Annotated in this window: 12 protein-coding genes; 6 read left to right on the top strand and 6 right to left on the bottom strand. The window is 30.4% G+C overall.

All coding sequences use genetic code 11. The annotated features are described in order from the left end of the window. Window positions 1-21: 21 nt before the first annotated feature. From fmt to THENA_RS05090, 6 genes are all read left to right on the top strand, one after another. A complete protein-coding gene (gene fmt, locus THENA_RS05115; RefSeq protein ID WP_013756356.1) occupies window positions 22-939 on the top strand; it encodes a methionyl-tRNA formyltransferase in 918 nt (305 codons plus the stop codon). A 3-nt stretch (window positions 940-942) separates the two neighbouring features. Next, on the top strand, window positions 943-2,205 hold the full coding sequence (locus THENA_RS05110; protein ID WP_013756355.1) for an RsmB family protein: 1,263 nt from the start codon (window positions 943-945) through the stop codon (window positions 2,203-2,205). Further along, window positions 2,198-3,259, top strand: coding sequence for a 23S rRNA (adenine(2503)-C(2))-methyltransferase RlmN (rlmN, locus tag THENA_RS05105; RefSeq protein ID WP_013756354.1), 1,062 nt, complete (start codon window positions 2,198-2,200; stop codon window positions 3,257-3,259). The genes THENA_RS05110 and rlmN overlap by 8 nt, the downstream gene beginning before the upstream one ends. Before the next feature lie 50 nt (window positions 3,260-3,309). Next, window positions 3,310-4,428 (top strand): bifunctional diaminohydroxyphosphoribosylaminopyrimidine deaminase/5-amino-6-(5-phosphoribosylamino)uracil reductase RibD, encoded by a 1,119-nt coding sequence (gene ribD / locus THENA_RS05100; RefSeq protein WP_013756353.1) that lies wholly within the window; start codon window positions 3,310-3,312, stop codon window positions 4,426-4,428. A gap of 77 nt (window positions 4,429-4,505) precedes the next feature. Then, on the top strand, window positions 4,506-6,164 hold the full coding sequence (locus tag THENA_RS05095; protein ID WP_013756352.1) for an NAD+ synthase: 1,659 nt from the start codon (window positions 4,506-4,508) through the stop codon (window positions 6,162-6,164). Between the two features lie 20 nt (window positions 6,165-6,184). Then, window positions 6,185-7,450: a homoserine dehydrogenase gene (locus THENA_RS05090; protein WP_013756351.1), complete on the top strand. Its 1,266-nt coding sequence runs from the start codon at window positions 6,185-6,187 to the stop codon at window positions 7,448-7,450. 8 nt (window positions 7,451-7,458) lie between these two features. Here the strand turns inward: THENA_RS05090 and pgeF are convergent, their stop codons facing one another. Genes pgeF through THENA_RS05060 form a run of 6 tightly spaced genes read right to left on the bottom strand, consistent with a single transcriptional unit; the run spans window position 7,459 to window position 13,867 of the window. Further along, entirely contained in the window at window positions 7,459-8,226 is a 768-nt protein-coding gene (gene pgeF / locus THENA_RS05085; protein ID WP_013756350.1) for a peptidoglycan editing factor PgeF, read from the bottom strand. Further along, entirely contained in the window at window positions 8,223-9,908 is a 1,686-nt protein-coding gene (locus THENA_RS05080; RefSeq protein WP_013756349.1) for an AAA family ATPase, read from the bottom strand. The genes pgeF and THENA_RS05080 overlap by 4 nt, the downstream gene beginning before the upstream one ends. A gap of 33 nt (window positions 9,909-9,941) precedes the next feature. Then, entirely contained in the window at window positions 9,942-10,739 is a 798-nt protein-coding gene (locus THENA_RS05075; RefSeq protein ID WP_013756348.1) for an NAD(+)/NADH kinase, read from the bottom strand. A 15-nt stretch (window positions 10,740-10,754) separates the two neighbouring features. Further along, on the bottom strand, window positions 10,755-12,656 hold the full coding sequence (gene dxs / locus THENA_RS05070) for a 1-deoxy-D-xylulose-5-phosphate synthase (RefSeq protein WP_013756347.1): 1,902 nt from the start codon (window positions 12,654-12,656) through the stop codon (window positions 10,755-10,757). Window positions 12,657-12,690: 34 nt separating this feature from the next. Next, window positions 12,691-13,143: a divergent PAP2 family protein gene (locus THENA_RS05065; protein ID WP_041437943.1), complete on the bottom strand. Its 453-nt coding sequence runs from the start codon at window positions 13,141-13,143 to the stop codon at window positions 12,691-12,693. Then, window positions 13,124-13,867 carry a polyprenyl synthetase family protein gene (locus THENA_RS05060; protein ID WP_052296061.1) on the bottom strand — a complete coding sequence of 248 codons (744 nt, stop codon included), beginning with the start codon at window positions 13,865-13,867 and terminating at the stop codon, window positions 13,124-13,126. Before THENA_RS05060 ends, THENA_RS05065 begins: the two co-directional genes overlap by 20 nt. Between the last annotated feature and the right edge of the window lie 44 nt (window positions 13,868-13,911).

The raw sequence follows: 13,911 nt of genomic DNA, 5'->3' as shown, positions 1-13,911 counted from the left end.
AGTTTTTAGGAGGAAAAATTTTTGGATTTAATTTTCTTTGGAACACCTATTTATTCTGTAAACGTTTTAGAAAGGTTAGAACAGTCGAAACATCGAATTGTAGGAATAGTCACAAAAAAACCATCTCCTTTTGGAAGAAAAAAGATTTTAAAACCATCTCCAGTTGAAACGTTTGCGAAACAAAATTGTATACCTCTTTATGTTGGAAGAACTAAAGATAAAGAATTTTTAGAATTTTGCAAGGAATTGAATCCTGAAATAGGAGTAGTAGCCTTTTTTGGTGAAATAATTCCAACTAGAGTAATAGATTTATTTAAATACAAGATGATTAATCTTCATCCTTCCTTATTACCAAAGTATAGAGGTATAGCTCCAGTTCCAAGGACTATTTTAAACGGCGAGAACATCTTTGGGATAACAATACATGAAGTTATTAAGGAATTGGATGCAGGTGACATATATGATCAGATTTCATTTAAAATTTCTGAAAAAAAAAGTTCAGGAGAACTATTGGATTTTTTATCAAAGGAAGGCTCAGATTTGCTTGTTCATGTTCTAGACAATATCGAAAAAGGTTGTTTAAAAAAGATCCCCCAAAACCACAAAGAAGCAACATATGCTGAAGTGTTAAAGCTTGATGAAGTGATATTTTCCTTTAATGAAAAGGCAATTGAGATTGAAAGGAAGGTTTTGGCTGCAAACCCTGATCCTATTGCTAGGACAAAAATTAGTAAGGGTGATCTTTTAGTCTATAAGGCTTATGCTAGTGAAGGTAGAGGAGAGCCATCTAAAATTGTAGGTATAGAAAAAGATGCTTTAAAGATCGGAACAGGAGAGGGGATCATTATTCTGTTAGAAGTTCAATTTCCAGGGAAAAATAGGATAAAAGGAAAAGATTTGTTAAATGGTTTAAGATTAAAAATTGGAGATTTTCTTTAAAGTTTGAGCATTACAGCATCGAGATTTTATGCTTTTAAAACTTTAAAAAGAATAATTTATCAAGGTGCTTATCTACATCTTGTTACGAGAAATATTAATTTAAATGGAAGAGACAGGGCTTTTTTTAAATTATTAGTTAATCTGGTTTTGAAAAGTGGATATAAATTATTTGAGAAACTTTCTAAAGAAAAATTGTCAAATAGTGAAGTAATAGCATTAATGATGGCACTGGTGGAGCTTAAAATTCTTGGAAAAGAAAAATATATCGTATTTAGCCAATATAAATCAATTCCTGAAAAAGATTTTAGTGAAAAAAGATTTTTTAAAACATTGAAAAAATTAGAAAATGAAAAAAACTTGATTGAAAATGAGATCAGCCTTCCAAATTTCATAATAAATCAAATAGTTGATTCGAAATTAGATATAAATAGCTTTACTAAAAATTTTGTATCAACACCAATGACGGGTTTTTTTGTTTTATCTCATAGTAAAGAAATTTTAGATTTATTAAATTCACTATCAGGAAAACTTTATCCTGGTAGGATTTTTAAAAATTACTATTATACTGAATCATTTGCTGAAGTATTAGGAATTTTGCCAAAAGATTGTTATATTGTTATTTCCGAAAGTTCAATGTTGTCAGTCTTACTTCTTGAACCAAAACCAGGAGAAAAAATTTTAGAAGTAGGCGCCTCACCTGGGGGCAAAAGTGTATTTTTGGAATATGTTTTAAAAAATTATAAAGACAATTTAAACAAGCCTAAAAAGGTTATTTCAGTTGATATTTCGGAAAGTAGGATTAGTGCCTTGAAAAAAACTTGTGAAAAATACAAATTAAAACTAATTAATCCTACGTTATATACTAAAAAAACAGTTTTTGACGTTTCTGATAAAATTCTTATAGATGCACCATGTAGCGGCCTTTCCACACTTGATAGTAAACCTGATATTATTTTTCACTTAAAAGAGAGCGATATAAAGTTACTAGCCAAGAAACAAGAGGATATTTTGAATTATTATAAAGATTTTATTAGAGTGAAGGGAAAATTAGTTTATTCAGTTTGTACGTTCACTGAAATGGAAGGGAAAGGTCAGATTGAAAAGTTTTTACAAAAAAACAAAAACTTTAAGACATTTGAGGGTGTTTTGTCTTCTAAATATATTAATCAGGATATAATTATTAAAGATGGGATGTTAGATATTGACTGGAATGCACTTTCGTTAGAACCTTTTTTTATATGTTGTTTGGAGAAAGTGGATGAATAAAAGGAGTTTTTTTGAGTTATCCTTTAGTGAACTTGAAAAATTTTTTACAGATTTAGGTTTTTCTAAATATAGAGCTAATCAAGTCTTTTCATGGGTATATAAAAATAACATTTACGATTTTATGCAAATGTCAAACCTGAGTTTGAATTTAAGAGATCTCTTGAGCTCAAGTTTCGATCTATCATTTCCAAAAATTCAGAGTACAGTTGAATCTGCAGATAACAGCTTTAAATTTTTGCTTCATTTAGGCGAAAATGATTTTATTGAAACCGTTTTTATTAACCATAAGAATAGAAATACAATATGTATTTCTTCTCAAATAGGTTGCCCGGTTGGTTGTGTAATGTGTTCGACAGGTAAAATTGGTTTCAAAAGAAATTTAAAGGTATCAGAAATAGTTCTTCAAGTTATGGCTGTGGAAAATTTTGTTAGATCTAAAATGGGAAAAATTGACAATATAGTTTTTATGGGGATGGGTGAACCTATGTTAAATTTTGATAACGTAATAAAAGCCATTAAAATTTTGACGGATAAAAATGGGAAATCTTTTAGTCCTAGAAGAATAGTAATTTCTACAAGTGGGTTTGTTGATGGTATAAAAAAATTAAAAGAAGTTGGTCTTCCAATAAAGTTGGCTGTATCTTTGCATGCAACTACTGATGAAATAAGATCTAAGCTTATACCTATTAATAAAACTTTTGGTATTAGTGAACTTATTAAAGCATCTGAGGAATATGCATTGGCTTCTAAAAGACGTGTAACTTATGAATATGTTCTGATGGAGTCAATAAATGATAGTGACCAAGATATTATTAGATTAAAGGATCTCTTAAAAGGGCTTCATGCTCACGTTAATCTTGTAAAGTATAATCAATCACTATCTAATGTTAGAATAAAAACAAACATCCGTAGGATAAAATTATTTGAGAAAATGCTTAATAATTTTGGTATTAAAACCACTATTAGATTTTCTAAGGGTGAGGATATAAATGGGGCATGTGGTCAACTGGCTCTTTTGAGTGGATTAAATAGTGGTGCGTGTAGCAGCATCTAAGTTGCTTTTATATAATTTATTTGATAGAAAAGGGGGTAGAAGGAGCAATTATGTCGGAAAAATATGTTAAAAGTGAAATGGTTTTGCATGAATCTTTTATGAAAAAGGCTCTAGATCTTGCATTAAATGGAAAATATTACACATCTCCTAATCCCATGGTGGGCTGTATTGTGGTAAAAGACAAAAAAATTATTTCTCAGGGCTATCATAGAGCTTACGGTGAACCCCATGCTGAAGCAAATGCCTTAAAACCGAAATATATAGACTTTAGTGGTGCTGATTTATACGTTACATTGGAACCATGTCTTCATTACGGTAAAACTCCTTCTTGTACTTCAAAGATAATTTCTTCTGGAATAAAAAGAGTATTTATAGCTACCCTTGATCCAAACCCTAAAATGAACGGAAAATCTGTTGAAATATTAAAATATGCTGGGATAGAAGTTTATACGGGTATCTTAGAAAAAGAAGCTAGGTTTATTAACAGGCATTTTTTTAAAGCAATGGAAAAATCAATGCCATGGTTGATATATAAGTGTGCTATGACTTTGGACGGTAAAACTGCAGACCATAATTTCAAAAGTAAATATATATCTTCAGTTAAATCAAGAAAATATGTTCATGAACTTCGTGCTGAGTGTGATGCAATTATAGTTGGTTATAGGACTGCAATTTTTGATGATCCGCTTTTAAATATAAGACTGAAAGGAGTGCAAAAGAAGGTAAATAGAGTAATAATAGATCCAAAAGCTGCTCTTCCAAAGGATTTAATGGTTTTTAATACACCTAATGAGGGGCACACAATTCTTGTAATACAAAAAGGTTTTAGAAATAAGGTAACAGATCAGATTGAAAGTCAAGGGGTAGAGGTACTTGAAGTAGAAGAAAAAAATTTTTATGTAGATCTAATGAAAGAACTTTTTAAGAAGAACCTTATAAAAATTTTGCTTGAAGGAGGGGGTTCCCTTGCTTGCCATATGTTGAAAAACAGATTAATTGATGAATTAAACTTTTTCATTGCTCCAAAGATTTTAGGTGGTAAAAATTCACCTACACCATTTTCTGGAGCAGGATTTGAGATTGATCAAAACACAGTAGTACTAGATTCGTTGAAGACAAAAAAGATAGGCACTGACATTTTAATTACCTCGCTTGTCAAATATAATTAATATTTAATATATTATTATGAAAAATTATGAAAAGAATTTGCTTGAATTAATTTGTACAGTGAAAATGGAGGAAAATATTGAAGATAGTTATTGGTCAAGTTAATCCCATTATTGGGAATTTTGAATACAATTTTAAATTAATACAGGATGCTTACAAAAAAGGATTAGAAGTTAATGCTGATCTTGTAGTATTACCTGAGATGGTAGTGACTGGTTATCCACCTAAGGATTTGTTAGAGAGAGATAATTTTTGCAAAAGAGCTTTTAAATATAACGAACTGATTGTTGATTTAACTAAAGATATCCCAATCCTTTTTGGTTCTATTCAGGAAAACGATAAAGTAGGTAGAAAAATTTATAATGTAGGAATTTTGGCTAAAAATAGAAAAATTATTGGCTGTGCAAGGAAGATTCTTTTACCATATTATGACGTATTTGATGAAACAAGATATTTTGAACCTGGAGATAGTCCATTTTTTATAAATATAGCAAACAAAAATATTCTTATAACAATTTGTGAGGATTTATGGGGGTTAGGAAAGGAAGGATATTTATATGGCAAAAATCCTATTAAGGACGCACTGTGTAAAAATAAAGATAAGCAAAAAATTGATTTAGCAATTAATATATCAGCATCACCATATCACTATATGAAGTTTAATCAAAGAAAAGAAATTTTTTCAAATATTACTAAAGAATTCAAATTTGATCTGCTTTACGTGAATTGTGTTGGAGCAAATGATGAATTAATTTTTGATGGTGCAAGTTTTTTTATGACGAGTATGGGTGAACTAAGATATTTAGCATCTTTTTTTGAAGAAGATATTTCATATTTAGATACCGACATAATAAGTTTTGAAAGTCATTCTTTAAATGAAAATTTTGATGTTACCGAACTAATGTATAAGGCTTTAGTATTTGGTTTAAAGGAGTACGGGAAAAAAACGAATTTTAATGGAGCAGTATTAGGACTTAGTGGTGGGATAGACTCTTCATTAACTGCTTGTATAGCATGTGATGCTTTTGGCAGTGATAATGTAATGGGTCTTATTATGAATTCCCCCTACAATTCAAAGGAGAGTTTAGAAGATGCCTTAGAACTTTCTAAAAATCTAAACATTAGGTCCGTTATAATTCCGATTGAACCGTTAATGAAATCTTATGATGAATCTTTAGCAGATATTTTTAAAGGATATAAAAAAGATGTTACAGAAGAGAATCTTCAGGCACGAATAAGAGGAAATTTATTAATGGCTGTCTCAAACAAATTTGGAAAGCTTTTGTTAAGTACTGGGAATAAATCTGAAATGGCAGTTGGTTATACAACGTTATATGGCGACTTGGCAGGCGGTTTAGCTGTTATTTCAGATGTATACAAAGAAGATGTTTATAAAATAGCAAGATGGATAAATTCTAAGAAAAAAGTTATTCCTGAAAGAGTTTTTATAAAAAAACCTTCTGCTGAATTAAGACCGGGGCAATATGATCAAGAAAAATTGCCACCTTATGAAATTTTGGATAAAATTTTAAAATTATTTATTGAAGAAGCAAAATCAATAAATGAAATTATTTCTTATGGTTTCGATCGAAATACTGTGACAGAAGTAGTTTCAATGGTTATTAAGAATGAGTATAAAAGAAGACAGGCTCCTCCTACTTTAAAGGTTACGGGAAAAGCTTTTGGCTATGGCAGAAGGTATCCAATAGCTATGAGGCCAAAGTTAGAGGATATATAAAATTTAAGGAGGCTTTTTGAGTGATTAGAATAGCTATTTTAGGATTGGGAAATGTAGGAACGAGTGTTTTAAATATTATTAGAAATAATAAGGATATAATTTATCAAAAAATTGGGGAAAATTTTGAAATAGTAGGTGCTCTTGTCAGGGATAAATCTAAACATTTGAAAAAAGAAGTATATTTAGCATCTTCTTTTGAAGAAATACTTTCTTTAAAGCCAGATATAATAGTTGAATTAATCGGATCTGTACATCCTGCACTCGAATATATCATCAAATCGTTGGAAAATAATATTCCAGTTGTTACGGCAAATAAAGAAGTACTAGCAAAGTATCCAAACGAAATATTTGCTCTTGCAGATAAAAAAAGAGTCCCTATATATTTTGAAGCTGCTGTTGGTGGTGGAATTCCAATTGTTAGGCCACTAAAGGTATGTTTGGCTGCAAACAGAATAAAAGAAATTATGGGTATCTTAAATGGTACTACTAATTATATATTAACAAAATTAGATGAAGGTTTTGAGTTTGAAAGTGCTTTAAAACAGGCTCAAGAAAAGGGTTATGCTGAAGCTAACCCGGAATCTGATCTTTCTGGAATGGATGCGCTTTATAAAATTGCCATCTTGTCGTCTGTATCTTTTGGTATACTTATAGATATAAATGAGCTTTCTTCAGAGGGTATAAGCAATATTAGTCTTAAAGACGTTTTATATGCAAGAGATCTGGGATATAAAATTAAGCTTATTGCAAGGTCATGTGTTAAAGATAATAAATATGATATAAGAGTATATCCAATGTTACTTCCTTTTTCACATCCCTTAGCTTCTGTTAGTAATAATATGAATTCTATATTAGTAAAGGGTGATTTCGTAGGATCGGTAATGTTTTATGGCCAAGGGGCAGGTGGAAATCCTACAGCTTCAGCTGTTGCAAGTGATATCATGGATATTAGCTGGCATATAAGAAATTCTCATACACATAGGCTTTCTGGTAATATAAAGTCAAAAGCTATAATATTGAAACCAAATGAACTATTTTCTAGATTTTATTTGAGAACCATTGTTAAAGATAATCCTGGAGTTCTTGCGAAGATTGCTAAAGTTCTAGCAGATCATAATGTAAGTATAAAGAGTATGGTTCAAAAAACAAGCGATAAAGGTTTTGCCGAATTAGTATTCATTTTGCATCAGTGTAACGAACAAAATTTTTATAAGTCTATAGAAGATCTAAAATTAGTTGATAGTGTAAAAGAGATAGCCTTGACACTTAGAGTTTATGAAGATTGAACATTGTTTTAAAATGATATTATTGCCCCTTGTCTTCCGGTAACTTTACTTCTGCGATATGAAAAGAAAAGGTCTTCTCTTTCGTATGTACAAAGTTTTAATGAACAAATATCAAAAACGTCATATTTTCTAAATATATGTTCAATTCCACCTGCTATGTCAATAAAATACTTTTCTTCATGTTTTTTTACGTGAAAAGAGAGGTCTTCATGAGCTTCAAATGATTCTGCAATATCTTTATCAACTTCGAGATGTTTCCATGATATCCCAGGTCCAATTGAGACAATGAGATTTTGAGGTTTGATTCTTCCAAATTTTATTATATCAAAAAAAGATTCTATTATGCCTTTATATAATCCTCTCCAACCAATGTGGAGCACTGCAATAAAGCTTCTTCTCTTTTCTGTAATAAGAACAGGATAACAGTCAGCTGTTTTTACAAAAAGGGGTAAATTGTTTTTAGAAGTGATTAACCCATCTGCTCTTTTTATAGTTTCTGCACTAGAAACTTGTGCAACGTAGAACGAGTGAATTTGTTCTGCCTCACACCAACTAGTTTCAACATGTGTTTGTGAGCTTAATATTTTGCGATTTTCAATAACATTTTCAGGCAAATCGCCTGTTTGAAAAGATAAGTTCAAACTATCATATGGCTTTTGGCTTACTCCGTTTAATCTTGTTGAAAATCCATGTTTTATTCCTAAATGCAAAAGCCTTTCATCCTGTATAAGTGATTGAGAATTGAAAATAAAAGGATAATTCAATTGTTCACTCATTTTAGAAGCTCCTTTGCGTGTTTTAGTCCATATTCGCTAACATTACCTGATAGCATTCTTGAGAGTTCTTCAAGTCTCTCATCTCTATGCAATTTTTTTACAAATACTCGGGTAATATTATTTTTTTGGTCTTTTATAATTTTAAAATGTAAATCTGCGCATGCTGCAATATTTGCTTGGTGTGTAATTATCAATATTTGATTATATTTTGACAATTCTATTAATTTTTCTCTCAATTTAACTGCAGCAAAACCACCTATACCAGCATCTATTTCGTCAAATATAAAAGTTTTACAATTCTTATCCTTCTCGTTTTTCAATAATTCAAGAGCAATTACGATCCTTGAAAGCTCGCCTCCTGAAGCTACTTTGTTGAGCGTTTCTAGAGGCATTTCAGGATTTGCACTAAAGTAGAATTCAACTTCTTCTGCACCATATTTTGAAAAGGACTTGTTATCTATCTTAATTTCGCTAAAGGGTTCGCTAAAAATTGCCATAAATCTTGCATTAGGAATGTCTAAGTCTTTTAATTGATTTTCAACCATGTATGAAAAGGTTTCTATGTTTTCAGCTCTTTTTTTGCTAATCTCACCTGATAATTTTAATATTTCTTTTTTAGAATTTTCTAATTCGATTTCTAGTAGTTCCTTTTCTCTTTCTAAGTCTAGAATTTTATTTATTTCTGATTCAATATTATTTTTTGCTGCTTCTATTTGCGATATTTCTTGAAGCTTTAAGATTCTTCTAATTTTTTCTGCTGAAGATAGTCTATCTTGTATATACATAAGTCTGTTTGTAAAATCTGGCATTTTTTGAATTTTTGCCTCTACTTGTTCGCAAAAATTTTCATAAGAGGATTTAAAATTTATAAAAGAATTTAACAAATCATCAATTTCTTCATATTTTGATAATTTTTTTATTTCAATTGATATTGAAGACATATAGTCAGAGAAACTTGATGGATACGAAACAATTTCCAAGATTTTTTGAAGTCCTTCATTTATTAATTCATACTGTTTAAGGCTATCTTTTTCTTGTATTAACTCGCTAATTTCCCCAGGATAAAAGTTCTCTTTTTCTATTATTTTTAAGAGGTCTTGTAAAATCTCCTTTCTGTTCTTTAGTTCATCTAAATTCGAATTTATTTTATAAAGTTTTTCTGATAAAGCTTTATAATTTTCAAAAGCTTTCTGGTATAACTTTCTTAATGAAGTAGTATTTGAAAAAGAATCAAATATTTCGTTTTGGTAAGACTTTTTAAGAACTGATTGATTTGAATGTTGACCAGTTACTTCAACAAATTCAAGAATAGATTTAATTGTTTTTAAATTTGATATTTTATCGTTTACGTAAAAAGTACTTTTACCGTTTTGGTTTGTAATTTTTGTTATTTTAATATCATCTTGTTTTATCTCATCCGATTCATTTTTATAAAATCCGGTAATTTCTAAGGTTATAGTTGAAGGACTCTCAGTTTTTTTGGGAGTAAATACGATTTTTTCTCCCAAAAATGAGGCTATAGCTCCAGTTATCAAAGATTTTCCCGCACCTGTTTCCCCGGTTAATGCATTTATTTTCGAACTAAGCTCAATTTTGATATTATCAATTATTATGGCATTATCAATTATTAATTTCTTAATTATTCCAGAAGTAAAATTTGGATTCAATATTTCATTTTGCATAAGACCATACCTCAAACTTATTTATGTTTAAGATCATGCACCCCATGTAAGCTTTTCTTTAAGTTTTTTGAAAAAGGATGGTTTTTTATTAAATAAAAGGGTGATATATTTTGAAGAGGGCGTTATTATAGATTTTTCTATGCCCTTTAAGGGCGTTATACATTGTCCATCTACACTATAGTAAAGAGTATCATATCTTGGGTCAAATTCTATTTCTACAGGTTTTTTTTCAATAACCATAGACCTGCAGCGAGGATCTCTAGGGGAAATTGGCGTGATGATCATGCAATCAAAAAAATGTTCTACTATTGGGCCTCCTGCTGAATAAGAATAAGCAGTAGACCCAATCGAGGTTGAAACTATAATCCCATCTGAAAAAATCTTAAAGGTTATGCCGTCAATTTTAATTAGCCATGGAACCATTAAGGGATCAGATCTTGAAAAAATTATTTCATTAAGTGCGTATCTGATTTTATCTAAAGTCATTATCTCTAAAAGATTTATCCTTTCTGAGTATACAGAGGGAAAATTTTTGAGAAACTCTTCTAACTCGTTAACAGAACCAGTAGATAAGAAACCAAGCCTCCCAAGATCTAGAACGTATATTGGTATTTGTTTTTCAAGGTTAATTTCATGAATTAACCTTAAAAGTGTTCCATCACCACCAAAAGTGATTATTGCATCAGCCTCTTTTTTAATCGGAAAGTTTGTAATTAAATTTGTTTCTTTATCAATAGAAAAGAAACTATATTTTTTACTTAATTGATATAAGAAATCTAAGTTATATTGTTTTTTGGGGTTAATTTTAATTAAAAAATTATAATTTGCCAATTTTACCACCTTAGGTTAAGATTTTTTTGCTATATTTTCTAATTTCTTACTTGTTATTTGTAAATTTAGAAAATTATTTATAGATTTTAAGATACTTTCTTCATCAAGGCCAATTTGTTTTAATATTGATTCATTATCTCCATGTGGCATAAAATAATCGGGGAAACCTAAAATATCTAAGAATTTATCTGCTAGTCCAAATTTTGATGCTATAAACAGACAATATGAACCAAATCCGCCTATAGTAGAATTTTCTTCAACAGTAATAATCTTTTGATGCGTTTCTAAAATTTCTCTAAAAATTTTTTCAGTTTTTTCACTCCATGGTTTTATTTTTTTGAATGCAAATATGCTTACTTCTTTTGTAAGATTGTTCTTTTCTAACATATCAAGACATCTCCAAGAGATAGGTCCTATTGATAATATAGCAATTTTGCTTCCTTTATTGAGTAGTTCTGGTTCATCAAAATCTGTCGATGCGTTGCTTCTTTTTGATAAGATTTTACCTTTTGGATATCTAATTATTACTGGTTTATTAAGATTTATAGAGTGCCTTAACATATTTTTTAGGTCAATTTCATCGGAAGGAACAAAAATATGTAAGTTTGGTATTGGCATCAAGAAAGAAACATCAAATGCACCATGATGAGTTGGTCCATCAGGTCCACACAACCCAGATCTATCTAATACAAATATTACTGGTAAATTTTGTAAAGCTACGTCATGAATTACTTGATCGTAGGCCCTTTGTAAAAAAGTAGAATAAATTGCAACAACAGGTTTTAATCCTTGAGTTGACAAACCTGCAGCAAAAGTTACTGCATGTTGTTCTGCAATTCCAACATCAAAAAATCTATCAGGAAATTCTTTTGCGAATTTTGTAAGACCAGTACCATCTGGCATTGCAGCTGTTATAGCAACAACGTTTTTATCATTTCTGGCAATTTCTACAATTTCTTCGGAAAATATTTTTGTAAAAGATATATCCTTATGAATGGGTTTTCCAGTTGAGATTTCAAATTTAGGTGCACTATGATAAAAAGTAGGGTTCTCTTCAGACATCTTGTATCCGTAACCCTTTTTAGTTACTACATGCAGTACTTTCGGACCTGGATGATTAAGAGTTCTTTCTATTGTATATTCTAGAAGTTTTAGATTATGACCATCTATCGGACCATAATAATTTATACCCAGTTCCTCAAAGAAACACTTTCCAATAAGAACTTCTTTAAAAGCATCTCTAAATCTTAGTGCGAAGTCTAAAAATGTTTTTCCATTTGGTAATCTATTGCTAAGAGTTTCTATTGTTGATTTGAAATTTTTATAAAATGGATGGGTTCTAAGTTCTAATAGCGTTCTTGCTAGTGCTCCTACATTTGGTGAGATAGACATTTCGTTGTGATTTAGTATCACTGTCAGGTCGGATTTTGTATGTCCAAGATAATTAAAGGCTTCAAGAGCCATTCCACAAGTCATAGCGCCGTCGCCAATTATAGCTACCACTTTACCCTCTTTGTTTAACAGTTCTTTTCCAATACAAGCGCCAAGCGCAGCAGATATTGAAGTACCAGCATGTCCAGTTCCAAAAAAGTCATAAGGGCTTTCTTCTCTTTTAGGAAAACCGCTTATACCATTGTATTGTCTCAATGTTGCAAATTTATCAAATCTGTTTGTCAATAGTTTGTAGGGATATATCTGGTGCCCAACGTCAAATATAACAAAGTCTTTTGATAAATCCAATTTGGACAGAAGTGCTATTGTTAATTCAACAACTCCTAAATTTGAAGATAAGTGTCCACCATTCTTACTAACAGTTTTGATGATCGTTTTTCTTATTTCTTTTGCTAATTTTAACTTTTCGTCTATGCTTAATTTTGAAACATCTTTTGGATCTTTTAGATTATTCAAAATTTCCATAATAAAGTAATCTCCTTTCAACGCTGACAAGTAACTAGTATTTCATAAGTATCAAACTAACAAGTATCCCTAAAAAACAACCGGCAATTACTTCAACAGGGGTGTGTCCAATAAGTTCTCTAAGGTGTTCTTCTCTAAAGTAATATTTGTGACTAAGTTCATTTATTATTTTATTTAAGACTTTCGCTTGTTTACCAGCTGCTTGTCTTACGCCAGCAGCATCGTACATTACGATAAAGGCAAAAATTATTGTAACTGCAAATAATGAACTATCTAAGCCTTCTTTGATTCCTATTACAGTAGCCAAAGAACTAACAAGTGCACTGTGAGAAGATGGCATACCTCCTGCTTCAGTGAGGTGCCTCAAATTGATTTTATGATTTTTCCTCCAATAGTAAAACATCTTTAAAATCTGAGCGATAATACTTGCTGTAAAGGGTATCCATATTAATTTATTTGCCAGAAATTCATTCAAATAATTCTCCATTAAAACCTAATTTGTTAATTAAAAGCCACTTATACCTTTCAAAAAACTCAGTGTCGAAATTTTCTAGCATACTTAATATTATAGAATCAATAAGCTGAGTTTTTAATCTATCTATAGTTTCTTGATTGGCATATCTAAATATATTTGCTTTTTCACCACTGTTCTTATCTTTCTCATCATCTAGTATTTGGAAAAGTAACCCAATACTTTTTCCTATTTCTTCAAGATTTTTTATTTGTTTATCTTCTAATCGCCCAACAACACCGCCCATCATAAGACTTGCTTCGAATAAAGCTCCAGTTTTTAAGGCCATTATATTATAAATTTGTTCAAAGTTTTCTATATTTGATATGTCTAAAATTTGTCCTCCAATCATACCTTTAACTCCTGCTTTGTCTGATAAAATTTTAATTAATTTAACTGCCAAATTAGTATCTTCTATATTTGATAGTATATTAAAGGGCATTATTTGTAGTGCATCTCCAGCCAAAATAGCAGGACCTTCTCCGTATTTTTTATGTAGTGTTAATTTGCCTCGTCTGAAGTCATCATTATCTATAGCAGGTAAATCATCATGTATAAGGGAAGCACAATGCATCAATTCTAGCGCTAATATAGCTTCTTTAAGACCGAGCATTGTATCGTAATTTGATTCTGATACAACGTTGATTAGAAAAATAGGTCTTATTCTTTTGCCACCGCTTAAGACACTATATATTATCAATTCTTTAGTTTTATCGGGAATACTCTCTAACTTTGCTAAAAAAT

Source organism: Thermodesulfobium narugense DSM 14796 (assembly GCF_000212395.1).
Classification (GTDB): Bacteria; Thermodesulfobiota; Thermodesulfobiia; order Thermodesulfobiales; family Thermodesulfobiaceae; genus Thermodesulfobium; species Thermodesulfobium narugense.
Note: the sequence above shows the minus strand (reverse complement) of the source record. Positions and strands in the feature narration are given on the sequence as shown.

Bases quoted from the DNA above. Each gene is read 5' to 3' on its own strand.
- dxs (WP_013756347.1), bottom strand. From the start codon at position 12,656: ATGGAAATTTTGAATAATCTAAAAGATCCAAAAGATGTTTCAAAATTA.
- rlmN (WP_013756354.1), top strand. From the start codon at position 2,198: ATGAATAAAAGGAGTTTTTTTGAGTTATCCTTTAGTGAACTTGAAAAA.
- pgeF (WP_013756350.1), bottom strand. From the start codon at position 8,226: ATGAGTGAACAATTGAATTATCCTTTTATTTTCAATTCTCAATCACTT.
- THENA_RS05065 (WP_041437943.1), bottom strand. From the start codon at position 13,143: ATGGAGAATTATTTGAATGAATTTCTGGCAAATAAATTAATATGGATA.
- ribD (WP_013756353.1), top strand. From the start codon at position 3,310: ATGTCGGAAAAATATGTTAAAAGTGAAATGGTTTTGCATGAATCTTTT.
- THENA_RS05080 (WP_013756349.1), bottom strand. From the start codon at position 9,908: ATGCAAAATGAAATATTGAATCCAAATTTTACTTCTGGAATAATTAAG.